The sequence below is a fragment of the Mesorhizobium sp. M4A.F.Ca.ET.050.02.1.1 genome (assembly GCF_003997725.1).
In the GTDB taxonomy this organism is placed as follows: domain Bacteria; phylum Pseudomonadota; class Alphaproteobacteria; order Rhizobiales; family Rhizobiaceae; genus Mesorhizobium.
In genome coordinates, this window is record NZ_RZSG01001282.1 from 1 (window position 1) to 935 (window position 935).

At 60.5% G+C, this 935-nt stretch carries 1 protein-coding gene and 1 pseudogene; one reads left to right on the plus strand and one right to left on the minus strand.

What is annotated here, in order from left to right:
* Nucleotides 1–238: pseudogene (locus EOA33_RS36945) on the minus strand (hypothetical protein); the annotation flags it as partial.
* A gap of 60 nt (nucleotides 239–298) precedes the next feature.
* Here EOA33_RS36945 and EOA33_RS36950 point away from each other — a divergent pair.
* Nucleotides 299–935, plus strand: a 637-nt coding sequence (locus EOA33_RS36950) for a hypothetical protein (RefSeq protein ID WP_245482579.1), incomplete at its 3' end; no start/stop codon positions are given.

The following is a 935-nucleotide window of genomic DNA, read 5'->3' on the forward strand; positions in this document are numbered from 1 at the left end:
CCTCCAGGACGATAAGGAACAGGATAATCGCGGCGCCCGATATCACCGCGCCCCAGAACAAGTAGATCATATAGGGGCCAAGCTGCGCCAGGAAATCCAGCAGCGGCTTCAGCCAGGCCGGAGGTTGGGGCTGCGCGAAGGCCGGCAGGTCGAACTGGATGGACGTGTCGGCCAGCAGCTGCTTGTGCACTTTCGCCAGCCATTCGGCGTCCACTCTGCCCGGCTGTGCAACTGCCACCCATTTGCTCCCCTGCAAACCCGCAGCGTCGACACTGGCAATGCGGCAAGACAATTGCAAGTGGGCTGGACGCCAACTGTTAATCTTGTCACATCTACTATCGTGAGAACCAGCCATTATGCGGTGGTGGTTAAAAGGGGGTGCCTTATGACTTCAACGACACTGACACGGCCTGAGAAATTCCAGATCGGCAGGGTGTTCAACAACACCTTTTCCGTGATTGGCCGCAACATAGGACTATATGTCGGCCTTGCCGCGCTGTTCTCCGGCTTGCCGGCGCTTCTCGCGCAACTTTGGACCGAATCGCGCGTGGACGTGATGCTGCAGACCGACCCTGGCGCGGCGGCCGATCCTGAAGCGATGTTCCGCAATTCCTGGGTCAGCATCGTCGCCGGACTGGTATCCTTCATTTGCGCGCTGCTGCTTCAGTCGGCGCTTGTGAGGGCAACTATCGAGGATCTGAACGGCAAGCCACCATCCTTCGGCGATTGCATCACGATCGCGATACGCTACCTGCTGCCGACCCTGGGGATAGGCATTCTGGTCGGTCTTGGCGCCGGGTTTGCCGCTATCGCCTTGCTCGTTCCGGGCATCATCCTATGGCTCGGCTGGTCCGTGGCGGTGCCGGTCCTGATCCAGGAGCGGCTCGGGGTGTTCGGCTCTATGTCGCGCAGCCGTGTCCTGACCCAGGGCAGCC